The sequence below is a fragment of the Parabacteroides massiliensis genome (genome assembly GCF_900155425.1).
Taxonomy (GTDB): domain Bacteria; phylum Bacteroidota; class Bacteroidia; order Bacteroidales; family Tannerellaceae; genus Parabacteroides; species Parabacteroides massiliensis.
Genome location: NZ_LT700191.1, coordinates 1,273,815 through 1,297,311 on the forward strand (window position 1 = coordinate 1,273,815; position 23,497 = coordinate 1,297,311).

General features: G+C 41.6%; 13 protein-coding genes and 1 pseudogene. 9 read left to right on the forward strand and 5 right to left on the reverse strand.

Annotation, left to right across the window (positions count from 1 at the left end; translation table 11 throughout):
* Nucleotides 1–62: 62 nt before the first annotated feature.
* Nucleotides 63–4,359: pseudogene (gene cas9, locus BQ9893_RS22455) on the reverse strand (type II CRISPR RNA-guided endonuclease Cas9).
* Nucleotides 4,360–4,922: 563 nt separating this feature from the next.
* Between cas9 and leuS the strand changes: the two are divergent.
* The 4 genes from leuS to porZ all read left to right on the forward strand — a co-directional run bounded on the left by leuS (nucleotide 4,923) and on the right by porZ (nucleotide 11,655).
* The gene (gene leuS, locus BQ9893_RS16350) at nucleotides 4,923–7,760 is read left to right on the forward strand and encodes a leucine--tRNA ligase (RefSeq protein ID WP_075966921.1); all 2,838 of its coding nucleotides are present in this window, start codon (nucleotides 4,923–4,925) and stop codon (nucleotides 7,758–7,760) included.
* A gap of 10 nt (nucleotides 7,761–7,770) precedes the next feature.
* Entirely contained in the window at nucleotides 7,771–8,649 is an 879-nt protein-coding gene (locus BQ9893_RS16355; RefSeq protein ID WP_075966922.1) for a YitT family protein, read from the forward strand.
* Between the two features lie 86 nt (nucleotides 8,650–8,735).
* On the forward strand, nucleotides 8,736–9,317 hold the full coding sequence (locus tag BQ9893_RS16360; protein ID WP_075966923.1) for a non-canonical purine NTP diphosphatase: 582 nt from the start codon (nucleotides 8,736–8,738) through the stop codon (nucleotides 9,315–9,317).
* A gap of 13 nt (nucleotides 9,318–9,330) precedes the next feature.
* Nucleotides 9,331–11,655 (forward strand): type IX secretion system anionic LPS delivery protein PorZ, encoded by a 2,325-nt coding sequence (gene porZ / locus BQ9893_RS16365; RefSeq protein WP_075966924.1) that lies wholly within the window; start codon nucleotides 9,331–9,333, stop codon nucleotides 11,653–11,655.
* 77 nt (nucleotides 11,656–11,732) lie between these two features.
* On the opposite strand, the gene nadA is transcribed toward porZ, so the two are convergent.
* A complete protein-coding gene (gene nadA / locus BQ9893_RS16370) occupies nucleotides 11,733–12,719 on the reverse strand; it encodes a quinolinate synthase NadA (protein ID WP_075966925.1) in 987 nt (328 codons plus the stop codon).
* 735 nt (nucleotides 12,720–13,454) lie between these two features.
* Between nadA and BQ9893_RS16375 the strand changes: the two genes are divergently transcribed.
* Complete coding sequence (locus BQ9893_RS16375) at nucleotides 13,455–13,985, forward strand: RNA methyltransferase (RefSeq protein WP_075966926.1); 531 nt, start codon at nucleotides 13,455–13,457, stop codon at nucleotides 13,983–13,985.
* Here the strand turns inward: BQ9893_RS16375 and BQ9893_RS16380 are convergent.
* Nucleotides 13,977–14,582 (reverse strand): DUF4294 domain-containing protein, encoded by a 606-nt coding sequence (locus tag BQ9893_RS16380; protein ID WP_075966927.1) that lies wholly within the window; start codon nucleotides 14,580–14,582, stop codon nucleotides 13,977–13,979. The genes BQ9893_RS16375 and BQ9893_RS16380 overlap by 9 nt on opposite strands.
* A gap of 348 nt (nucleotides 14,583–14,930) precedes the next feature.
* Here BQ9893_RS16380 and BQ9893_RS16385 point away from each other — a divergent pair, with 348 nt between their 5' ends.
* The 3 genes from BQ9893_RS16385 to BQ9893_RS16395 are packed head-to-tail and all read left to right on the forward strand — an operon-like array spanning nucleotide 14,931 to nucleotide 18,594.
* Nucleotides 14,931–15,737, forward strand: coding sequence for a PorV/PorQ family protein (locus BQ9893_RS16385; protein ID WP_075967413.1), 807 nt, complete (start codon nucleotides 14,931–14,933; stop codon nucleotides 15,735–15,737).
* 13 nt (nucleotides 15,738–15,750) lie between these two features.
* Nucleotides 15,751–17,778, forward strand: a complete 2,028-nt coding sequence (locus BQ9893_RS16390) for a helix-hairpin-helix domain-containing protein (protein WP_075966928.1) — start codon at nucleotides 15,751–15,753, stop codon at nucleotides 17,776–17,778.
* Between the two features lie 36 nt (nucleotides 17,779–17,814).
* Nucleotides 17,815–18,594: a radical SAM protein gene (locus BQ9893_RS16395; RefSeq protein ID WP_075966929.1), complete on the forward strand. Its 780-nt coding sequence runs from the start codon at nucleotides 17,815–17,817 to the stop codon at nucleotides 18,592–18,594.
* 8 nt (nucleotides 18,595–18,602) lie between these two features.
* Here the strand turns inward: BQ9893_RS16395 and BQ9893_RS16400 are convergent, their stop codons facing one another.
* Nucleotides 18,603–21,158 (reverse strand): T9SS type A sorting domain-containing protein, encoded by a 2,556-nt coding sequence (locus BQ9893_RS16400; RefSeq protein WP_075966930.1) that lies wholly within the window; start codon nucleotides 21,156–21,158, stop codon nucleotides 18,603–18,605.
* 139 nt (nucleotides 21,159–21,297) lie between these two features.
* Between BQ9893_RS16400 and BQ9893_RS21765 the strand changes: the two genes are divergently transcribed.
* Entirely contained in the window at nucleotides 21,298–21,468 is a 171-nt protein-coding gene (locus BQ9893_RS21765) for a hypothetical protein (protein ID WP_167369881.1), read from the forward strand.
* Nucleotides 21,469–21,579: 111 nt separating this feature from the next.
* On the opposite strand, the gene BQ9893_RS16405 is transcribed toward BQ9893_RS21765, so the two are convergent.
* Nucleotides 21,580–23,256 carry a SulP family inorganic anion transporter gene (locus BQ9893_RS16405; protein WP_075966931.1) on the reverse strand — a complete coding sequence of 559 codons (1,677 nt, stop codon included), beginning with the start codon at nucleotides 23,254–23,256 and terminating at the stop codon, nucleotides 21,580–21,582.
* Between the last annotated feature and the right edge of the window lie 241 nt (nucleotides 23,257–23,497).

Below are 23,497 nucleotides of genomic sequence, written 5' to 3' on the forward strand. Positions count from 1 at the left end.
GAAAAGGGTACAACCTTTTTGAAAATAGCATACAACCTTTTTTATTTCAATATCTAATAGGCTTAGTACTCTCCCACTGAAACGATTTGCCCAATGTGGTTAATTCGGACTTTAACCATTCTATCTATTTTAGTTAATGAAGTAATACGTTTCCACGTTATTTCTTGTAACTCCTTTTTATCCTCTATTGTTGTTTCTAAATGAAGTCTAAAGACATAGTATTTAGAAGAAAACTTCTGCACTCTAAACAAATTCGGACTAATCACCGCATAATTATTCGGATCCAACAAATCTATTTCCATTGGATTGAAACCTGTTTTTTCATTCGGAAATACAAAGTATTCATTTTGCTTCATGCTAAACAAGAATTGCCAGCCTTCACTTCTTCTGTAATCTTTATCGATAACAGGCAACCCCAAATTAGCCCGTGTTACTGCCTCAAAGAAAGAAACGACAACCTCATCCAATTCATACATCAGATTGCCATCCTCATCAAACATCTCCTGTCCTTTTTTATCCAAGACGGGTTTACGATAAATAGCCACATGGTGGTTATTACCGGTATTTACAAAATCCACAGGGATCTGTTTTCCGTTTTCATCCAATATCGGATTCCCGTTTTTATCTTTCTTCACATGCAGCGATTGGGCATTATTGATTCCTCGAATACTCACCCGCTTGATACTTATTCCTTTCTCCCGATTTAACCATATAGGGTTTTCATCCAAATTGACAAATGCTTTCTTGGCATCTCCTCCATATTCTTTCAGGCGTTGTTCCAAAATAGTACGAATCTTCGTATCTACTACTTTATCTACGTTCAAACCAGGATCAATAGGTTTACGTATCGTATAAACCGTTTCCAATTCGACTATTTGTACCCTGTCCGGCATTTGCATGGTTTGCGCCCTATCCAAATAGATCGGATTCTTTTCCAACGAGTTTTTACCGGTAAACGCCTTCTTGGGATCATTTCTAAAAGCTTCCAAACGCTTTAACAAGGCATTCCTGTAATTTTGCCTGCTTACAGTTGCAATCTTGGCTGCATCAAAAGAAGCATTCACTTTTTCCATCTTCGTTAAATATTGTTTATGGCTTCCGTAGATTGTTTCCAAATGTAATTGTCCACGTGGAGTTTGCTGGTGCTTCTTGAATATTCCCCCTTTCTTTTTGATGCAATTCACATTGGTCGTAACTACTTTGTTCTTAGCCTTGATAGAAACCAACAGATTCTCCAAATGCCATTTTGCCTCTGTCCTGAACTGCCCTAATGGCATAGGTGGAACAGCCTTTCCCGACTCAAAATAACGGGTCTTTATACCTACTATATTCGTATGTTCCTTACAATCGGATTTCCAAGCGGCATTTTTATTATTAAAATACTGGATAAACACATCTTTGGTGAACGCAACAGTTAGTGCATCCATCGCATGATGCCTATGGTCGTTCCTCTTTGTCCAATCTTTTATCCGTTTGATTATTCTTCCATCCTTATCCTCAAAACTCTCTACCAATCCCAAGGCTTCATACTTCGGTAGGTTCAACTCTTTCATAACATCCACAAGTTGCCAATCCTCCCGCAGCTTGTCCGTAATAGAACCGGTCGTAGCCACCACTCTGCGACAAATATCATTCAGCATGGCAAGAGCTTTTTTAGCAATATATTGCGTATTCCGCAAATCTCTGTCGATAAATCCATCCGGAATATCGCTCTGTTCCATCTTTAATTTCCGGAGTTTGGCTTTCCTGTCCTTACATACATTTTCACAACGATTGAGATATTCCTGTAATCCCTCTTCCCCATATTTATCTTTTACGAAATCGTAGGCAGTCTTATTTCCTTTCTCGATATTGATTGCCCTATATTCCAATGTTTTATTGGACAACGAATCATCAAAAAGCCGAGCCTGCGGAATGATATGTTCGATGTCTATTTCTTTACTGAAAAGTTTTTCTTTCGGAATATACTGGTTGGAATACAACGTCTTATATCCATTTTCTTTCAACTCTTCATAAAGTTTATATCGTATGATATCATTGCGACTCACATGTATCATACCAAATTCTGATTGTAACAATTTGCGTATTTCATCATGTTCACGAGTATTCTTTGCAATAACCTTAGTTAGTTCCTCACGTTCTTTGGCACTTTTTTTCAGTTCCCGCGCCAGTTCCACACGAATTTCATCAGGCCTTCCATACGCATCAATAACCGCATTGATCACATTCACCATTTGGTTCAGAATTTTTTCTACCACAGGATTGCGCAAACTGTTTTTAGGAAGGATATCCAATTTGTCTTTTAAAACCTTGTTTTCTATCTCCTCCTTAGTCAACGATGATTTGGAATGACGATAGCCGGCATACTCACAAGCTATGTCATACTGACTGCCCTCTTTCAAATAGGGTAAAATTTTTTTAATAGCTTTAGCACTTAAACTTCCGTAATCATCTTGAAACGATATATTCGCCAATTCTATGGCGTATTCTTTCTCAACCCTGCACAATTGCATGATTTTTTCAATCAATTTACCATTTCCGGTACGTATTATCACCCTCGAATGAATACAATAGATGCCAAAGCCTGAAATAAGGTTGCATTTCCAAATCCTTACCCTCTTTATCCAAATCGATGGAAAGCAAATCGGTATTCCATCCCAAATCCACAAAAACAGCCTTTAATTGAGCGATTATTTCATCAGCCGGTTTCTTAAAATCCAATGGTTCATAACCATACTTTTCAATCATCTTGCTATATGCTGAAAACAGAGCGAACCCTGTACAATTGCCATCTATCTGTTTGAAATTCATATCCAACTCTTGTGGATTTTCGAATAAAAGTTTTAACACCTCCGTTTTCGTCAAATCTTTTTTGCAAGAAAGTTCTTTGGCTAATATTTCTTTCTCTTCTTGATACAGAAAACGTCTGCCTTCCATCGCCAAGGCATCCACTGTATTGTCAAACAGACCAAAGGAAACATTCGTTTGCTTGCGTTTTTTCCTTTTCTCGCCCACAAACACTTCTATATTATTCAATGTCTGCCATATCTTAAACTCCTGAAACAGCGGATGTGATCGAGGTATAACTCTACATCCTATAATTTTAGTTTGTTTCTTGCCGTCTTTTTCGACAATGACTTCCCTATTTTCAAATTCGCAAAAACTAACCAAACCTTTTTGGCTTTTCAAGCGCCTTTGGTAAAATATAATAATATCACGTATCTCCTTCTTTAGTTCCGGTGTCAGTTCTTTATGATACTCCGTTTGTTTTTCCCAAATCACATTGAACTCATCCAAATAATCCTGCCGGTAAAATACCATATTGCGCAAACTCATGTTGGGATTCTTATCCAATTCTGCCATTTGGTATTGCCCAACTGTCTGATGATTGAAATAAAGGACTTTACTTCGGTCGCTGATAGCCCCCAAATAACCACTTGACGCACTTATCTGTCCATTGATTTCTTGTAATACTACAGCTATCTCTTCCAAATCCAATTGCTCGGTAAGAGCTTGTACACGCCAACGATAGTTTTCCTTTTTCAATGCCTCCCCTTTCACCGTCCGTTTAATACCGACAAGCCTATATTCTTTTTCTTGGTTTTCTGTTTTGGACTCATTCTCGTTCCAAACACTAACCTCTTTGGTCCATGTAAAGTATTTTGCCAGAATAGCCCAAGTCTGACTTTTATTTTTTCCTTTAACCTCTTCTTTGGCTGCATCACAAAAAGATTGAGGATTGAATTGTTTTTGAAAATTCCATATCCTATCAAATTCATCCTGCAAATCTGAACGATAGAAATCAGGAAAAGTTCTCTTACCTGATTCAAGTAATTGCAGACAAAATTGTCCGGGAGTCAAATCCTCATCATACAATTTCTTGGCAATCTCCATCCCGTCAATCAAAGAACCATCTTCCTCTCCTTTTGCTTTCCGACTGCTTTTATATCCTCGTTTCTTGTTTATCATCAACAACACACGAGCCAACTCTTCCAAAGAGACTTCTTCTTCAGCAGCCTTTGCCCGCAAACGGTAAGTTTCGAACGTGGTTCTATTCCCTTGTTCAGAAAGGATCGTTTTATCTGTAATAAACCCGACTTTTTTCAGAAGCTCGATTAGCACGTCACGCCGTAATTTGTATCGTTGCAAATTACGGCGCATGCTTCTTTTAAGGGTTCTATCGGCATTGGTTGTAATACTCTTTCCTTTTTCAAAATTTTGCATTTCATCCACAGTCAGAGGATTGACTCTTACACCTAACTGAACGATTGATGATATTTCCTCGGCTCCTTCACCTTCATTTAACAATGCCCACCCTATACTACTCGTGCCTAAATCCAATCCCAAAATTCTTTTCATGGTATATCATTTTTATTTTCCCAAATATATAAATAATATTTCTAAAATATATTTGCATACAAACCTTTTATTCCATACATTTGTTCTACTAAAATGAAGCAAATCACAATAAGGATTATTCCGTTGTGAAAACATTAGGTTCCCTCGCCCTCCTGCGGGGGATTTTTTTATAAGTGTCCCCTACCCTCTCATATCTATTCTATCCAACAGAACCTTTCTTGTTTTTCATCCTTATTGTCTCATTTTCAAAAAAGCCATTCGTCTGAATCGAAACTACTACCCCATCTAATTCGATTTTCTACCCTATCTAATTCAAATTTCCCTATAGGGTAATATTTTTTAAGAAACAGACATTTTTATCATTTCGCTATAAACCAGAAATTTATTGTACATTTGAGGCCTAAAGGGGGATATTGTATTTTTCGAGTTGCCATCCATTGCTTTCAGAATGAAATTTTGTCCTGCCCATCCTTGCAATTTGACGCTTCAAACCTTTATGTATTACAAAATTCACTAACTTTGTGGCTTTAAATAGAAAACGATAAAATAAACAATAAATAATCATGGAATACAATTTCAGAGAAATTGAAAAAAAGTGGCACGAATACTGGATTGCCAATAAAGTTTATAAAGTCGAAAAAAATGCCGACAAACCAAAGTATTACGTATTGGACATGTTTCCCTATCCGTCAGGAGCAGGACTACATGTAGGCCACCCGCTCGGCTATATTGCTTCTGATATTTATTCCCGCTATAAACGTCTGCAAGGATTCAACGTCCTGCACCCGATGGGCTACGATGCTTATGGGTTGCCGGCAGAACAATATGCCATCCAAACCGGACAGCATCCTGAAGTAACGACAAAGAAAAACATCGCCCGTTATCGGGAGCAGATGGACAAAATAGGTTTCAGCTATGACTGGAGCCGCGAAATCCGTACTTGCGACCCCGAATATTATAAATGGACGCAATGGGCATTCATCCGGATGTTCAACAGCTACTACTGCAATGATAAAAAGCAGGCACGTCCTATCAGCGAACTGGTTGCCACTTTCGAACAGTCCGGAACGGAAGGTTTGAATGTTGCTTGCAGCGAAGAATTGCATTTCACTGCCGGCGAATGGAAAGCCAAAAGCGAAAAAGAGAAACAGGAAATCCTGCTGAACTACCGGATCGCTTATCGGGGCGAAACGATGGTAAACTGGTGTGCCGCATTGGGTACGGTACTGGCCAACGACGAAGTGGTGAACGGCGTTTCCGAACGTGGTGGCTATCCGGTGGAACAAAAAATCATGCGTCAGTGGTGCCTGCGTGTATCCGCCTATGCACAACGTCTTCTGGACGGACTGGACACGATCGACTGGACAGACTCGCTGAAAGAAACACAACGCAATTGGATCGGCCGTAGCGAAGGTGCCGAAATCCAGTTCAAAGTAAAAGACAGCGACCTTGAGTTTACCATCTTTACAACCCGCGCCGACACAATGTTCGGTGTCACTTTCATGGTCTTGGCTCCTGAAAGCGAACTGGTGGCACAATTGACGACTCCGGAGCAGAAACAGGAAGTCGACGCTTATCTGGACCGCACTAAAAAACGTACGGAACGTGAACGTATCGCCGATCGTTCCGTTACCGGTGTATTCAGCGGTTCATACGCAATCAACCCGTTCACGGGAGACGCCGTGCCCGTCTGGATCAGCGACTACGTACTGGCCGGCTATGGAACAGGCGCTATCATGGCCGTTCCGGCACACGACAGCCGCGACTATGCATTCGCCAAACATTTCAACCTGCCGATTATCCCGCTGATCGAAGGTTGCGACGTAAGCGAAGAAAGCTTCGATGCAAAAGAAGGAATCGTCTGCAACTCACCGAGACCGGACGTGACGCCTCATTGCGACTTGTCGTTGAATGGCCTGACCGTAAAAGAAGCAATCGCCGCCACCAAGAAATACGTGGCAGAACATAAGTTAGGACGCGTAAAGGTGAACTACCGTCTGCGCGACGCTATCTTCAGCCGCCAGCGTTACTGGGGCGAACCGTTCCCTGTCTATTACGATGCAGACGGTATGCCGCAGATGTTGCCGGTAGACAAGTTGCCGTTGGAATTGCCGGAAGTAGATAAATTCCTGCCGACCGAAACTGGCGAACCACCTCTGGGACATGCCGTAAAATGGGCATGGGACACCGTAAAACAGGAGGTCACGGAAGTTTCCAAAATAGACAACAAGACTGTCTTCCCGTTGGAACTTTGTACGATGCCGGGATTTGCCGGTTCATCCGCCTATTACCTGCGCTATATGGACCCACACAATAACCAGGCTTTGGTTGCGAAAGACATAGACGAATACTGGCGCAACGTTGACCTGTATATAGGGGGCACCGAACATGCTACCGGACACTTGATATACAGCCGTTTCTGGAACAAATTCCTGTTTGACTTAGGACTCGTCTGCGAAGAGGAGCCGTTCAAGAAACTGATCAACCAAGGTATGATCCAGGGACGTTCCAACTTCGTATACCGTATCAACGGCACAAACAAATTCGTATCTCTGAACCTGAAAGACCAATACGAGGTCACCCCTATCCATGTAGACGTAAACATCGTATCAAACGATATACTGGATATCGAAGCCTTCAAAAACTGGCGTCCGGAATATAACGATGCGGAATTTGTATTGGAAGACGGCAAATATATTTGCGGATGGGCTGTTGAAAAAATGTCGAAATCGATGTTCAACGTGGTCAATCCGGATATGATTGTCGAAAAATACGGTGCCGACACGCTTCGCCTGTATGAAATGTTCTTAGGTCCGTTGGAACAGTCCAAACCGTGGGATACGAACGGTATCGACGGCGTGCACCGATTCTTGAAAAAACTCTGGGGATTGTTCTTCGGCAATACGGACAGCTTGCAGATCACAGATGCAGAACCGACGGCCGATGAACTGAAATCATTGCACAAACTGATCAAGAAAGTGACATACGACATCGAACATTTCTCGTACAACACTTCCATCAGTGCCTTCATGATCTGTGTAAACGAATTGAGCAGCCTGAAATGCAACAAACGGCCGATTCTGGAACAGTTAATCGTTCTGCTTACTCCGTTCGCTCCTCATATTGCTGAAGAATTATGGCACACCTGCGGTCACGATACTACCGTATGCGATGCCGAATGGCCTGTCTACAACGAAGAATACTTGAAAGAAAATTCGCTTACTTATGCTATTTCCTTCAACGGCAAAGCCCGTTTCAGCATGGAACTTCCAGCCGATATGCCCCGCGAAGAGATAGAAAAAGCCGCTCTTGCCCATGAAAATTCCGCCAAATGGATGGAAGGCAAGACCCCGAAAAAGATTATCGTTGTTCCCGGAAAGATTGTAAACATCGTAATCTAAATTTATTTATATGAAACTTATAAACGACAAAGTCTATTTTGCTGTACAAGATTACCTGATGATCCTGTTGGGTACTCTCTTGTACGGCTTTGGCTTCAACGCTTTCATTCTGTCGAATGAAATTATCACCGGTGGAGTCAGTGGTATTTGCGCCTTGATCTTTTTTGCTAGTAATGAATTAATCCCCGTTTCAGTATCTTACTTTGTCATAAACATCGTATTACTGTTGGCGGCACTGAAAATTTTAGGATTCAAGTTCCTGATAAAAACGATTTTCGGAGTGTTCTCCCTGTCAGCCTCCTTGTCATTCTTCGAATGGCTTCTGAAAGGCCAACCTCTTTTACACGACCAACCGTTTATGTCCATCATCATCGGCGCATTCCTCTGCGGAGCAGGTCTCGGACTTGTTTTTTCGGCAAACGGCAGTACTGGTGGAACGGATATCGTCGGGGCTATTGTGAACAAATACAGGAATATATCGATCGGGCGAGCCTTGCTGTTCTGCGATTTTATCATCATCGGTTCTTCATTTTTCCTGTTCCATGATGTCGAAAAAATCGTTTTCGGTTTTGTTGAAATGTTTGTAAGCAATTATATAATCGATGTCGTCCTGAACGGAAACCGTCAATCCGTTCAGTTCCTGATATTCTCTCAGAAATACGACGAAATAGCCGAGCGGATCATCCATGACCTGGACCGTGGTTGCACCATTCTCGACGGTGTAGGCGGATATTCCCGCAAACCGGTCAAAGTCGTTGTATTGCTGGCTAAAAAATCAGAATCCGTTTCTATTTTCCGCCTGGTAAAACAAATCGACCATCAGGCTTTCATCTCTCAAAGCATTGTCAGAGGGGTATATGGAGAAGGGTTTGACCAGATAAAAACATAAAACAATCATCCAAACAATTTAAAGCACTTCCATACGTTATATATACATCGTATAGAAGTGCTTTTTTATTCATAACAGCAACAAACATGAAACTTGTATTCGCAACAAACAACCGGCATAAGCTGGATGAAGTCCGGAAAATTACAGTCGGATATGCAGAAATAATCAGCCTCTCAGATATCGACTGCCACGAGGATATACCCGAAACAGCAGACACGTTAGAAGGCAACGCCTTACAAAAAGCCCGCTATATTAAAGAACATTTCGGATATGACTGCTTCGCTGACGACACCGGACTTGAAGTAGAAGCTCTGAACAACGCTCCCGGAGTATATTCGGCACGTTATGCCGGTCCCGGACATAATTCGGAAGCCAATATGGACAAACTTCTCCATGAAATGGAAAATAAAGAAAACCGGAAAGCCCGTTTCCGCACGGTAATCGCTCTTATCTTGAATGGAAAAGAACATTTGTTTGAAGGTATCGTCAACGGTACGGTCATAAGCGAAAAAAGAGGCGGAAGCGGTTTCGGATATGATCCCATATTTGTTCCCGATACCTATTCGCAAACATTTGCCGAAATGGGCAATGATATTAAAAACCAGATCAGCCACCGTGCCGAGGCAGTCAAAAAACTGACTGCTTTTTTATCAGATCACACATTTTAATATTGTAATTAATATGAGAAATATATTAACTGTCATCTTACTTTTCTTATTATCATTCTCCGCTTCGCCAGTCAATGACAATACGCTCGGATGGAAAACATATCTTTCCTACAATAATACCAATTGTGTGGAAGAATCGGCCGATCAAGTATTTGTCGTAGCAGAAGGAGCTTTATACACATACGGAAAAGAAGATAACAGCATCAAACAATATTATAAAGGAAATGGATTGAGCGACACGGATATCCAATCCATTTCCTACAACAAACAAACAAAATCATTATTGATTGTCTACAATAATTCCAATATAGACATTCTGGAAGAAGGTTCCGTAAAAAACATACCTTATCTGTACATGACAACTTCCTTAAGAGAAAAATCGCTTAATTCCGTTATGATTTATAACGAATATGCCTATTTGTCCATACAATCCGGCATAGTAGTTGTCAACATGGATAAGAAAGAAATAACCGACACCTATAACTTATCTAAAAATATAACATCTTGTGCCATTTTCAACAATAATATATATGCTTCCACAAAAGAAGATCAAAAGTCTACGGTCATATACGCTTCTTTAAATGACAACCTGCTGGACGGATCAAACTGGAAAACATATCCGATTGCAGGATTCCCATCCGAAAATTCCATTGACAAAATATCCTTATTCAAAGACAAACTGTTCTATCTGTCTCAAAATAAAGGAGTCTACTACGAATCGGATGGAACTGTCGTTCCCTTGGTCAATAACACACAAATGAACGATATGAAAATTGTGGGAGAAAAACTGGCTTGCATAGCCACATCCCAAGTCTATATTTTTACAGATACAAAAACTTTTGACCAGATCGGTAATCTATCCATAAAAGATATCAGCACTTATCAGACTGATAAATATTGGATAGCCGAAGGAAGCAAAGGCCTGCGTTCTATCAAAAGAACAGAAGCCAACCAGTTCGAAGCCGTAAACGAAGCCATAATTTTGGATGGCCCATATTCCAACAGTTCTTATGATATCGTATATGAAAACGATAAAATATACGTTATACCCGGTGGAAAAAGCCTGACCGGTGCCAATTCCTTTAATAAGGCAGGCTCGGTCATGATATACGATTATGAAAAATGGGGTGCATTGGAACCCTCCGATGTTCTGAATAAACTAAAGACATGGCCAAGAGACTATACCAGCATTGCCGTCACAACCGATGATGCTGAAAAAGAAATCATTTATGTATCTTCTTTCGGTTATGGTGTTTTTCAATTTATAGACAGAGAACCTTCTGCCGTTTATAACAGAACGAATAGTCCGCTTGAAAACGCACACGGCAATGCGGGGTCTTATTGTCGTGTAGACGGACTTGCTTTCGATAAGGAAGGAAACCTGTGGATGACCAATTCAGAAGTCGACAAAGCTATCAAGATATTGGATAAAGAAGGAAAATGGCACAGCCTGTCTGTCGAATCATTAAACGGGAAATACACGGTAAACGACATACTCGTCACCTCGAACAACGACAAATGGATCAATATCTCCCGTCCAGCCAGCCAAGCCTGCCTGACAGCCGTTGCCAACAGCAGCTCTTTAGATGAAGCGACATCCTATGAATTTAAAACCTTCATTGACACAGACGGTAATGACTTTTCTCCCAACAATTACACCTGTATGGCAGAAGACAAAAACGGATACCTATGGGTTGGAACCAACAAAGGAGCCATATACTTGACAAATCCTAAACTGGCAACAACAGAAAACAACCAATCTATACGTTGCACACGTGTGAAACTGCTTAACGACGAAGGTATTCCTTATTATTTTCTCGATAATGCGATAGTAACGACCATCAAAGTGGATAATGGAAACCGGAAATGGATCGGAACGGACGGCAACGGGGTTTATGTACTGAGCGAAGACAACCAGGAAATCGTCCATCAGTTCAATACATCCAACAGTCCGCTACTGTCTGACAAAATATATTCCATAGAAATAAATGAAAACACAGGCGAAGTATTCATCGGCTCCGACAAAGGTTTGGTTTCCTACAAAGGAGAAGCAACAAAAGGAAAAGATGACTACTCGGACGTGTATGCATATCCGAATCCCGTACGGCCCGAAAACAGGGACAAAGTAACTATCACGGGATTGATGGACAACTCGATTGTAAAAATCACCGATCTGAATGGCAATCTGGTCTATCAGACGAAATCTTTAGGAGGTCAGGTTATCTGGAACTGCCGGAACGCCAAAGGCACCCGTGTCGCTTCTGGTATATATCTGGTGCTTTCCGCCACCGAAGATTCAAAAGAAAGCGTAGTTACTAAAATCGCAGTTATAAAATAAAAAATAAAAATCCACTGTGGATTAAACAAATGCCACAGTGGATCATATTATTTAGTTCCGTTTATCTAACAAAATTCTTACAACCCTAACCTTTCCGATATCTCCAGCATCTTCTTGATCGGGCGGATTGCCTTTTCCTGTACTTGCTCGTCGACAAAGATTTCAGGAAGTTCGTATTTCAAACAGTTGTAAAGTTTCTCCATCGTGTTCAGACGCATGAAATTACATTCGTTGCAAGCACATGTGCTGTCGTTGGGAGGAGCCGGGATAAATTCCTTATCAGGGCTCTGCTTGCGCATTTCGTGAATAACACCGCTTTCCGTCGCTACGATGAACCGTTTCTTATCCGACTTGACAGTGTGCTTCAGAAGAGCCGCAGTCGATCCTACGAAGTCTGAGACCTGTATAACGGGCTGTTTGCACTCCGGATGAGTAATGACTTCCGCATCGGGATACTGTTTTTTCAATTCCAATATCTTTTCCAACGAAAACTGTTCATGTACATGGCAAGCACCATCCCAAAGCACCATCTTGCGCCCGGTAATACCGTTTATGTAATTACCTAAGTTTCGGTCCGGACCGAAGATGATCTTCGTGTCCTTCGGAAAACTTTCGACGATCTGGCGTGCATTGGTAGACGTCACCACAACATCCGTCACAGCCTTCACGGCTGCAGTCGTATTCACATACGAAATAACCACATGACCGGGATGCTGCTTTACAAATTCTGCAAAATCGGTAGCCGGACAGCTATCAGCCAACGAGCAACCGGCATTCAGGTCCGGGACCAACACTTTCTTATCCGGACACAGCACTTTCGCCGTTTCACCCATAAAATGAACACCGCAGAAAACAATGATATCGGCCGTCGTTTTGGCTGCCTGTTGCGCCAATGCCAAACTGTCTCCCACAAAATCTGCTATATCCTGAATATCACCCGTCTGGTAATAATGAGCAAGAATAACAGCGTTCTTTTCTTTACGCATCCTATTTATCTCTTCCTTCAGGTTCAACCCCTTTGGAATGGGTGCATCCATATATCCGATCGATTGGTTTGTCAACATAGTTACCTGTATTTAATGATTGTAAAATTCAATAATCGCTAATGAGTATAAACCGCTATCTACAGTCTATCAACAAAGTTATCATTACTCTTTATACCTGATAATCTTCATTTTACTCTTATTATCAACCGATAGTTGATAATGTGCAAAGGTAAAAACTTTATTGATTTTTCCCTAAGAAACATATATAAAACCAAGGAAATAGAACTAAAATTTGTTAGGTTTGGTACCGCAAATCAGCATATGTCAAGTTGACCATCCTTTCCTCCGAGTTATCCACAATCATATTATTATATTCTTATTTATTCTTTATTTTAAATCTAAATATGATGAATATAATAGCCTGTTGAAACAGTTAATACATTTCTGTTACAATACTTGTCCGGTTCGTTATTAAACGGTGTAAACTACTTATTAAATAGATACCAACATCCTATTTATTGTTTTATAGATTGGTTTTCTTTGTTTTACGGACTTTATTGATTTGCGGTTGAAAACTACCTATGTGTAAAAGTTTATGGTAGCCAAGGGCTGTTAATACGTGTATAACCACTGTTGATAGGGCGTAGTAAATAATCCGTTACTTTTATTGCATAATAAAAATGAGAGGATGTATAACGAACAAATTGAATAATGCAAGAATTAATTTTCATTTTGTGTCCACCACTTATCAATAGCTTTTCAACGGCATATCCACATTAATTCACTACTTTTGCAAACAAAGAAATGATAGCTATGCGCAAGTTAAAGATAACAGAGCTGAACCGTCTGACTCCGGAAGCATTCAAAGATAGTAAAAAGATTCCGTTGGTTGTTGTACTCGATCATGTAAGGAGCTTAAACAATGTAGGATCCGTGTTTCGTACGTCCGATGCTTTCAGGGTGGAAAGTATTTATCTGTGTGGTATCACGGCTTGTCCGCCTCATGCCGAGATTCACAAGACGGCTTTGGGAGCGGAAGAGACTGTCGACTGGGAGTATTTCGAAGATACGATGGAAGCTGTTGAAAAGCTGAAGCGACGGGGATATACTGTCTGTGCGGTCGAGCAGGCTGAAGGGAGTACGATGTTAGACAAGTTGTTGTTGGACAAGAATAAAAAGTATGCCGTTATCATGGGAAACGAAGTGAAAGGTGTTCAACAATGTGTCGTTGATAACTGTGATATGTGCATTGAAATACCGCAGTACGGAACCAAGCATTCTTTGAATGTTTCGGTGACTACCGGTATCATTATCTGGGATTTCTTCAAGCAGTTGTCAGATTAACCCGTTTTCGACAAGTACGACTACCCGTTCCGTCATGGCATCTTTTCCTTTTGGATCGTATTCGGTTTTTAGGCTGGCGCCGAACATGCCGGCAAACAGGTTCCAAAAGCCTGCCCGAAAACTGCCTAAATAGGCTTTCAACAGGTTATAACTCGATTGGTTACATTCTCTGTCAATCAGTTTGATAAGCAGTTTACCTTGTGAGAAGGTTAGTTTTTTCAACTGCGGTTTATATTCCAGGAAAAGTTCTTTCTCCATCCGCTTCAAGTGGGCTTGGCGGGACTTTTCATCGGGGAGCGTCTCTATATATTCGTAAGTTTCGATCAGTGTTTCATAAACCATTTTGGCATAAGGCAGTGTGCGCTTCACATCACGGACCAGCTTGGTGTAACGTGCCTGTTCGCGTTTGTTTTTAAACTTTACCTGCGGGTAAATGTAAATTTCCCGCAGGTTGACAATAGGTACTGTATCCTTTCCATCCAAATAAGCTTTTTGCAATCCTTCAGGAACGGTATTGATCTTCAATTTTTGTGCATGTATTCCTATTGCGCACAACATGAATATTATCAATATTTTATACTTGCCTTTTCTCAACATCGTTCACAAAAGTAATTGATTTGCGAATAGCATCTGTCGGTTTTACAGAATTTGACTAATCGATACGATCGCTTCGAGTATTGAAAAAGTGCCTTCACTCTTTCATACTTTGATTTTCAATATATAGCAAGACAGAGGTAAAAAGGCCGTGGATATGTCCTGTAAATAAGTTGCTAATGTGTTGCAGCCATTATAGAAATCCGTATCTTTGTAGCAATACGAACAACTAAAATCAACAGACTATGAAACATTCGGCCATCTTTCCATATTTATCAATCCTGACTGTATAAATTCATAAATAATCATCACTTAAACAACTTGTATTATGAAAAAGAAACAAAACTTGCTATGAAATCAATAAGTTTGTCCGTTTTGTTTTTTGTATCTGTCAACATTCATGCTGTTGATAACCTTCGTATCCCTGATATCCGTAGTTTGGGGATGGGAGGAAACGGAGTTACGCAATCTGTTTTGTTTAATCCGGCATTGGTGGATCTGCATACTGATAAAATTGTTCATTTCGAATACTTTAATCGTTATGGTGTAAAGGAATTGGGAACACTGGGAATAGGTTTTGTCTATCCTAATCCGCTGTTGTCTGTAGGTGTTGATATCTCTTCTTTCGGATATGATCAGTATAGGGAAACTCTTTTCCGTTTGTCGGTCGGGAAACAGTTGAACGATCGATGGAGGATAGGCGTTGGTTTCCAGTATAAGATGCTACAGACCGAGTTGTCGGAAGAAGTGCCCAAACAACTTTCCACAGATATCGGAATCTTGTTTACCCCCGTTGACAAACTGTTGATTGGAATGTTGATAATGAATTTTCCTTCTATTGATATCCATAAATATACTACTGAAATAAAATGCTTTACCGGTTATTCTGTGCAAATAGGTTTTCAATGGAAGATAATTAACAGCTTGTTGATAGTAGGAACTTTCGAAAGTAACAAAGAGCATACGTGGATAGGAAATATGGGTATTGAATATGTTCCATTCAGAAACTTCCGTCTACGGGCGGGAGTACAAACCGCTCCTCTCCTGCCCGCTTTGGGGATTGGATATTGTCTGTCCGGATTTACGATAGATGTTGCAACTGTTTATCATCCGGTTTTAGGAGCCAGTACCGGGCTGGGGTTGAGTTATTCTTTTTAATCAAGCTTTACTTATGAAACGAATGTTTATAAACTTGTTGGTATGTTTGTTGATAAGCAGTTATCAGCTTAAAAGCCAGACATTATATTCTGTTGATAAGTGGATGGAATATATAGAAGAAATGGCTTCGGAAACAGAAGATGAAGAACGCATTGAAACGCTTTATACAGATCTTTCCTATCTTGTCGAACATCCTTTTGAGCTCAATACGGTAACGGAAGAACAATTGAAACGCCTCCCTTTCCTATCCGATCTGCAAATAAGGGAACTGTTAGCATATCGTTCCCGTTATGGAAATATGTTGACCCTTTATGAACTTAAAAACGTGGAAGCATTCGATTTAGAGACGATTTCTCTGCTTCTCCCGTTTGTTCATATCGGTGAAATAATAGTTGATAAACGTCCTCTTACAGTGAAGAACCTGTTGAAACGAGGTTCCAATAACCTGCAAATCAGATATGACAGATGTTTTCAACAAAAGAAAGGCTATTGTTCATATCCTGACAGCGTATTGCAACAATATCCGAATCGGAAATATCTGGGAGAACCGTTCTATCATTCCGTTCGTTATTCATATGCCTTCGATGAACGCATCCAGTTCGGTCTGGTCACGGAAAAAGATGCGGGAGAACCTTTCTGGAATGAATATCACAAAGGCTATGACTACTATTCGATACACCTCTTTCTGAAAGATATGAATAAGTGGTTGAAAAGTCTTGCCGTTGGTGATTATAAAATATCTTTCGGCCAAGGTTTGGTGATCAGCAATGATTTTTCTCCCAGCCGGAACGCCCTTGTCTCCCAAGCGGAAAGAAGGACGAACGGATTCCGCCGTCATTTTTCAACCAATGAAAATGATTTCTTCCGAGGAGCGGCTGCTACCGTTAATTGGCAAAAATTGGATATCAGTCTGTTCTATTCGTATCGGAAATTAGATGGAAGCGTGGACAGTACGATCGTTGCTTCGTTTAAAACAGATGGTTTGCATCGTTTGGTGCGGGACAGGGAGAAGATGCGCAAAGTAGGCATGCAGACATATGGCGGGAATATACGATATGCAACTCCCGATCTATGTATCGGCCTGACCGCTTTGTCCTATTCTTTCGGGGACTGTTCGATACAGCCTGATCCGAAGCCTTACAATATTTTCTACTTTCGCGGTAGCCGGAATCTGAATATCAGTGTGGATTACCTGTTGAAAAATAAGTTGATCAAGTTTTACGGCGAAACAGCTTTGAGCCGTAATGGGGCGGTTGCATCCCTGAATGCTTTGCAGTTGACGCCTGCCTCTTATTTTTCCTTGTTGTTATTGTATCGTTATTATGATAAACGCTACCAAGCCTTTTTTGGAAATGCTTTTTCACAAAACTCGGCAGTCCGGAATGAACAGGGAGTGTATATGGGGATGCAATGGACACCTTTCGGTCATTGGAAGCTGTCAGCGTATGCAGATATATACCGTTTTCCCTGGCTGAAATATGGGGTAGATATGCCATCGACAGGAAAGGAATATATGCTTCAACTCGATTATACGCCAAGCCGGAACTTATCCGTATACGTCCGTTATAAACACAAGCAAAAAGAAAATATAGAACCTTATCCCCAGCAGCGTTTGCGTATGCAAGCCTTGTATGCGGTTTCTTCGTCTGTTTCGTTGCGGACATCCGCAGACGGTATTTGTTATACGGAGGCAAACGAAAGGAGCAGAGGGTGGATGATCGCCCAAAACGTAGGTTGGAAACCGGTTGATATCCCTGTTCAGGTTGATTTTTATGTGGGTGTTTTTCATACAGATAATTATCAAACCCGGATATCCTCTTATGAAAAAAATATCTTATATGCCTTCAATATGTCTTCCTTTTATGGAAAAGGAGTCCGGTTGGCGCTTTCTTTCCGGTGGAATATAGTGAAGCAGCTTTCCCTTTCCACTAAATTAGGATACACGTATTATACCGATCGAGACGTGATCGGCACTGATCTGGAAGAGATAGAAGGTAATATCAAAGCAGATGTATATACATTGTTGCGCTGGAAATTCTGATAACTTTTGTAGCTTTGCACTCAAATATAAATCAGTATGTCTACCATTCTTTTTGATAAAATAGTATTCGGGCCGGTACACAGTCGCCGGTTAGGTGTTTCTTTGGGCATGAACCTGCTTCCTACAGACGGAAAACTTTGTTCGTTCAACTGTATTTATTGTGAATGCGGATTAAATGAGAACCATCGTACATGCAGTAAACTGCCGACCCGTGCGGAGGTAAAAGAGGCTTTGATCAATAAATTATCTTCCATGCAGGCAGAGGGTATCGCTCCCGACGTAATCACTTTTGCAGGAAACGGCGAACCTACCATGCATCCTGAATTTGCCGGTATTATCGACGATACGATCGAAACTCGTAACCGCTTTTTCCCGAAAGCCAAGATTGCCGTGCTTTCGAACTCGACCATGCTCCATAAGGAAGATGTTTTTCAGGCATTGAACAAGATTGAAGATAATATATTGAAACTCGATTCCATATCGGACAGTCGTATCGCCCAGTTGAACGCCCCTAATTCTCCGGCTTTTACTTTCGCCCGGTTGCTGGAACAACTTTGCCGTTTTAATGGCAATCTGATTATCCAAACCATGTTCCTGAAAGGAGAGGTGGATGGTGAAAGTGTGACGAACACGACCGAACACGAAATTTCCGGCTGGCTGGAGGCTTTGAAGCAAATCAAGCCTAAACAGGTCATGATCTATACGATCGACCGTGAAACCCCCGTAAAGAACTTGAAGAAAGTAACAAAAGACGAGCTGGAAGCAATTGCCGACCGTGCACGTCGGGAAGGCTTCGATGTGACGGTATCGGCTTGAGTTTTTTATTACTTCTTAATTAGCTTTATCACCTTTATGTTTCCGTCCGTATGGATACGGAAGAAGTAAATGCCGGAAGGAAGGAAACCGGTTTGAATGACATTTCCAGGATGTTTCAGGTGCATGACTTTCTTACCATCGATAGAAAACACTTCCAGCAAATCAACCGGTTCATTGCTTGTCAATCGTATTTGTTCCTTGAACACGGCAGGAGTGAGCGATATTTCAGAAAGAGCAATCTTTTCAATGTCTACGCTTGCATCATAGATAACGTTTTTTATATCGCTTTCTTCTGCGCCATATTGGACCGATACACCATATATGTTGTCAATGGCGGAAGTTTGTTTGTCCGTGTATTCTCTTTCGGTAGGAGCTGCGGAGGCGAGTTTTATATTATTTTTATAGATATTATATCGGGTGATTTCCGGAAATGCAGTGATAACATTGCCTTCCTGGACTAAAGACTTCAATTGAGATTGGCGTACATTGAAAGAATGCGCCGGCTTTCTGATTGCGATTGTTTTACCGTTCGCACCTGAGTTCCGGAGCTGAGTGAGCTCTCCTTCTTCGGAACTGACGGTTGCCGACAAAACAATGTTGCAATCGATGTCACTCTGCAAAAACTCCCAGGCCTTGCCGTCTATAGAAACCAGATTCCCTTTTTGGTTGATTGCCGGTCCTTCATCCAAATAGACAGGATAAGTTGTCTTATTATATTTTTTAATATGAAGGGCAACGATTAAATCTTCGTTTGCATCTATCGTAAACGGTGTTTTTAAGAGGACTGAACATATATTATACGGATCATAAGAAGTTACGTCTTGTTCGTATATCCGGTCTCCTTGCATGATGTATACGGAATAGTCGACATCCGCCTCAGGAAAGAAATTCACGGAAATAATGGTTTTGGTATCGATTGCTTCCAATTCTTTTGCCTCCCATCTTTGCCCCGCATAGAAAGGTTCTCCTTCAAGCCCGAGCATATAGGCAGTTCCTTGGCTTCCCCAACCGATTACTTGTTTGTATACAGGTTCTTTCCAGCTTATTTTTATCATATTTCCGGAACTGAGAGCAGCTTTCACGTCGGCCGGTTTTTGCAATGAGGTGTTATACTCTTTACCTGATTGCGACATCCCGTTAAGCGAAGTGACTCCCGATCCGATCGGGTCCAACCATTTATCCATACGTCCGGTATCGGCTTGGCTGTATTTGTCCCAGTGATAGAACATTTTGCCATACAGGTTTATGCCGTCCGGCTTCTTACAGCTTGAATTTCCTCCGCTTAATGTTCCGATTATCAGTTTGTTCTGATTGAAGACAGGCGAACCGGACGAACCACCTTCCGTCACGCTGTGTCCGTTGGCAGTTTCGTCGAATATGATATTCCAATGTGCATTTATGGCTCCTTCTTTATTACTATCCGAATTTGTCCAGGAAGTGCTTGAAGGCAGATGATTCCCGTAAGTGGAAATTTTCTTGAAATCACCTCCCGGATGGTGGATTCCTACTCCAGACAAGCTTATGCTGTTGGTCCGGTCCCATCCGTTGAAATAGACGTCATAATTTTCCGGTATGTTTTCATTAAGCAATAATAACAACCCGTCTGAACCATTTTCTACCGGTATGGCGACAACTCGCGAACATCCTTGCATCGTTTTATGATATCGGACGGAAGAAGCATTGTCGCATCCGGTACGTTCCATGTGAAAATAGAACATCCATTGATTGTAGTCTTCTTTGCTGGTTGATACATTGCTTGCCAAGTCTTCCGTACAATGAAAAGCTGAAAGGATATAAGGTTTTTTGTCTTTGGCCGTATTGTTGACTAACGAACCGGTGCATATAAAGGCTTTGTCGCCGATTTTCTCTACTATCCAACAAACTCCTTTTTTCTGATTTTGCCATTCGTCTCCTTCCTCGCAGTTTATGTTGACCATACAAAATCCCGAAAGTTCGGAATTGCTGTCTTTTAAATGGTTGGAAACAAACAAATGGTTGTACCCGTAGCCCACTTCTTCAATATGGATACGCGGTTTTTCATCATTTGCGGCTGCTTCATATTCAAGGATGATATCGTCTCCGGCTACAAATTCGGTCGCGAATTTTGACGTAACGGAGTTTGCGTGCGTAAAAGCGCCGATTACATGCGACTTGTCAGCATTGTAAATGAACAGACGCCCTCCTTCTGGGATATAGAATTCTTTATAATAAAGCATCAATGCGATTGCATCTTTGGCCTGCAGGCGCAATTGCCATATCTTTTCGCCTCCGGGCAGTGTGGTCCAGTTTCCTGCATTATCTATACTCAGGTCGGTTTGTATGAGTTTGGATACTTTCAGCGGCGCCCCTTGGCTGGCCTGCCATCTGTCGACTGTTTTCATATCTTCTACGCTGAAGTTGACAGGGATCCGGACGACTGGCAGATCGCTTTTCAGTGTGTTCTGGTATTTGAAGGAGACGGGTGTTCCACCTTCGCTGATTTGTGCATGGGCAGATCCGGGAAAGACTGTTCCTGCTACCAACAGGAATAAACCGATTAGCGAGAGTAGGGTCTTTTTATTCATATTTTGTAATTTGATATAAATCTGTTCGGATATAATCTATATCCATGATTGGCAAATGTAATATTTATTTCTGATTCGGATAGGGGTTTTTTCATATTCTGTGTCTTATGTGTAAAGTGTTAAGTAAATATATGAAATAATGGAATCGCAGAGTAGCAAAAAGAGTGTGCCCCAGCTCTGGTATTGGAACCAGCCGGAAAATGGATTTAGTTTTGAAGATGCGGAAACGATCGCAAAAGAATTTGCGGTCGAGTCAAAGAGAGATAAATATAAATCGGAAGACCGTTTTCTTCACATTGTGTTTGTGTGATGCAGGTCATACGGTAATTACCTTTTGTCTTCCTGTCTGAAAAAATAGAGGGGGAATGTCTCAAAAACGCATTCCCCCTTCTCTGGTTGTTTTTTTTATTTTGGTTTGCGATTATTTTATTGCTTCATGCGCTTTTGCCACAGCCTCGTTTATATTGCTGCAAATATTTTCCGTTCCGATCTTTTTGTCGAAACCCGATTTGACAAGTACGCGTCGTACATGTTCGTTCACCCCCGAAAGAATCATGTGTATATGTTCGGCTTGTGACAGGCGGAACAGGTTTTCCAGGTTGTGTAATCCTGTCGAATCCATAAAGGGAACCTTACGCATGCGGATGATGCGGATCTTCGGTTTGTCACCTATATTGTGCATGATATCGTCAAACTTGCTGGCTACCCCGAAGAAGAACGGGCCGTCGATTTCGTATACTTCCACGCCTTTAGGCAAGGAAAGAACTTCCTCTTCATGGTGGATTTCCCCTTCGTCCGAGAGGTCGATTTCGTCTTTTACGACCGACACATGAGTCGTTTCAGCCACACGTTTCATAAAGAGGAACATGGCGATAAGCAATCCGACTTCGATTGCGATCGTCAGGTCGAAGATAACCGTCAGGAAGAAAGTCACCAGCAACACCGATACGTCGCTTTTCGGATTCTTCATCAGCGAACGGAACGTACGCCATTCGCTCATGTTATAAGAAACGATAATCAATACACCTGCCAGGCAAGCCATCGGGATATGTTTGGTCAGCGGGCCTAAAAAAAGTAAGATCAGCAACAATACTATTGCATGGATGATACCTGCAACCGGAGTGCGCCCGCCGTTATTGATGTTTGTCATCGTACGTGCAATCGCACCGGTAACGGGAATGCCGCCGAAGATAGGTACGATGATATTGGCAGCCCCTTGTGCAATCAGTTCGGTGTTGGAGTTATGCTTGTCTCCCGTCACACCGTCGGCCACCGTAGCGGACAGCAACGATTCGATTGCTCCTAACATGGCGATGGTGAATGCGGAAGGAAGCAAGAGGTTGATTGTTTCCATATTAAAGTTGATAGCTTCCGGTCCGGGCAGGGAAGCGTTGATGGTGAAACGGTCTCCGATCGTTTCGATCCCCGTGATCCCCAAATGATAGCGCATGACGTAGACGACAATCGTCATTAGGATAATAGCGATCAACGAACCCGGAATCTTCTTTGAAAATTTCGGTGTCACGGCGATAATCACGATACTGGCAAGCCCGATCAGCAGCGACCAGAGGTTGACCGTGTCGAAATGTTCGAAATAGGCGATCCATTTCGAAATGAAATCTGCCGGAACCTTGTCCATCGTCAACCCGAAGAGATCTTTCATCTGCGTGGTAAAAATAGTCAAGGCGATGCCACTGGTAAAACCGACGACGATCGGGTAGGGGATAAACTTGATGACCGTCCCTAACTTCAATGCTCCCATGATCACCAGGATAATGCCGGCAACCACGGTGGCGATAGCCAACCCTTCGATCCCGAAATTCTGGATAATGCCATATACGATTACGATAAATGCACCTGTCGGCCCGCCAATCTGCACATTGGTACCGCCCAATAGCGATACGATGAACCCACCGATAATAGCAGTGATCAATCCTTTTTCCGGGCTTACCCCCGAAGCGATACCGAATGCGATAGCCAATGGCAAAGCTACGATCCCGACAATAATACCGGCCATCAGGTCGGTCATAAATTTCTCTTTTGAGTAGTTTTTCAGCGTCGATACTAACTTGGGCTGAAAATCAAACTTATTCTTCATCTTTCTGCCTGATTATTAAAAAATGCTACAAAGGTACAAAGAAAGTATGTTGTACAACAATATTCTTAAAAGAAAAAGGTTTTCCACTTTATGATTATTCAGTTTTCAATATTGAAAAAATACAGTAACCCCCTCTAAAAGGCCAATATTCGTATTTTGTTAATATTCAGTATATTGCCAAATATCATGTTTCTTAAAAAATATTACCCTTGCGGATAATTTGAAAAATATGGGGTATAAA

Excerpts from the sequence above, each read along its gene's own strand:
- leuS (WP_075966921.1), top strand. The coding sequence starts at position 4,923 with ATGGAATACAATTTCAGAGAAATTGAAAAAAAGTGGCACGAATACTGG.
- BQ9893_RS16355 (WP_075966922.1), top strand. The coding sequence starts at position 7,771 with ATGAAACTTATAAACGACAAAGTCTATTTTGCTGTACAAGATTACCTG.
- BQ9893_RS16360 (WP_075966923.1), top strand. The coding sequence starts at position 8,736 with ATGAAACTTGTATTCGCAACAAACAACCGGCATAAGCTGGATGAAGTC.
- porZ (WP_075966924.1), top strand. The coding sequence starts at position 9,331 with ATGAGAAATATATTAACTGTCATCTTACTTTTCTTATTATCATTCTCC.
- nadA (WP_075966925.1), bottom strand. The coding sequence starts at position 12,719 with ATGTTGACAAACCAATCGATCGGATATATGGATGCACCCATTCCAAAG.
- BQ9893_RS16375 (WP_075966926.1), top strand. The coding sequence starts at position 13,455 with ATGCGCAAGTTAAAGATAACAGAGCTGAACCGTCTGACTCCGGAAGCA.
- BQ9893_RS16380 (WP_075966927.1), bottom strand. The coding sequence starts at position 14,582 with ATGTTGAGAAAAGGCAAGTATAAAATATTGATAATATTCATGTTGTGC.
- BQ9893_RS16385 (WP_075967413.1), top strand. The coding sequence starts at position 14,931 with ATGAAATCAATAAGTTTGTCCGTTTTGTTTTTTGTATCTGTCAACATT.
- BQ9893_RS16390 (WP_075966928.1), top strand. The coding sequence starts at position 15,751 with ATGAAACGAATGTTTATAAACTTGTTGGTATGTTTGTTGATAAGCAGT.
- BQ9893_RS16395 (WP_075966929.1), top strand. The coding sequence starts at position 17,815 with ATGTCTACCATTCTTTTTGATAAAATAGTATTCGGGCCGGTACACAGT.
- BQ9893_RS16400 (WP_075966930.1), bottom strand. The coding sequence starts at position 21,158 with ATGAATAAAAAGACCCTACTCTCGCTAATCGGTTTATTCCTGTTGGTA.
- BQ9893_RS21765 (WP_167369881.1), top strand. The coding sequence starts at position 21,298 with ATGGAATCGCAGAGTAGCAAAAAGAGTGTGCCCCAGCTCTGGTATTGG.
- BQ9893_RS16405 (WP_075966931.1), bottom strand. The coding sequence starts at position 23,256 with ATGAAGAATAAGTTTGATTTTCAGCCCAAGTTAGTATCGACGCTGAAA.